Source organism: Pseudomonas sp. GW822-FHT04C11, from assembly GCF_058800905.1.
The window spans coordinates 1-1,066 of sequence record NZ_JBXAMS010000043.1 but is presented as its reverse complement, the minus strand read 5'-3'; the positions used below and the strand labels follow the sequence as shown (position 1 = coordinate 1,066).

Below are 1,066 nucleotides of genomic sequence, written 5' to 3'. Positions count from 1 at the left end.
CTCGGGCATCACTTGGGCTATCCGCCGGGCGCGCAGCGTCCAGAGGATGAAACCAATCAGCGCAACGGCAAAAGCGGCAAGACGGTTCTAACCGGCGACGGCCCGCTCCGACTGGATATTCCTCGCGACCGGGACGGCAGTTTTTCCCCTATCCTGATTCCCAAACACGAGCGCCGCTACACCGGGTTTGATGACAAGATCATCGCCATGTATGCCCGTGGAATGACTGTCAGGGAGATCCGTGCGTTTCTTTCAGAGCAGTACGGTACTGACGTTTCTCCCGACTTCATCAGCTCGGTAACCGACGAGGTCATGGCAGAGATCGGTGCATGGCAACAGCGGCCTTTGGAGCCGATGTACCCGGTGATTTTCTTCGATGCTCTACGGGTCAAAATCCGCGAAGAGGGGCTGGTTCGCAACAAGGCGATCTACTTGGCCCTAGGTGTTTTGCCTGACGGAACACGCGATATTCTCGGCATTTGGATAGAAAATACCGAGGGCGCCAAATTCTGGATGAAGGTGTTCAACGACCTCAAGACACGCGGCGTCGAAGACGTGTTGATTGCTGTGACCGATGGCCTTAAAGGCATGCCAGAAGCGCTCAACGCCGTATTTCCAGACACGACACTGCAAACATGCGTTGTCCATCTGATCCGCAACAGTCTTGATTACGCAGCCTGGGATAAACGCCGCGAACTGGCCAAGGCGCTCAAACCGATCTATCAGGCAGTCACCGCCGAAGCGGCTGAGCAGGCGCTGGATGCGTTTGAAAACGGGCCATGGGGCAAGCAGTATCCGACGGTAGTGGCGGCTTGGCGCCGCGCTTGGGATCGTGTGATTCCATTTTTCGTGTTCCCGCCGGCGATCCGAAAAGTGATCTACACGACTAACGCCATTGAGAGCATCAACGCTCAGCTGCGCAAGATCATCAAGACCCGCGGCCACTTCCCGACCGACGATGCGGCAACGAAACTGATCTGGCTTGGGCTACGCAATATCACCGCAAACTGGGGCTCAGCGGCACATGACTGGAAAAGCGCGATGAATCAATTTGCGATTCTGTACG

Annotated in this window: 1 protein-coding gene; it reads left to right on the top strand. The window is 56.3% G+C overall.

All coding sequences use genetic code 11. The annotated features are described in order from the left end of the window. Positions 1–1,066: IS256 family transposase (locus AC1RJ3_RS29610; RefSeq protein WP_493081989.1), on the top strand; the 1,066-nt coding region annotated here is incomplete at both ends.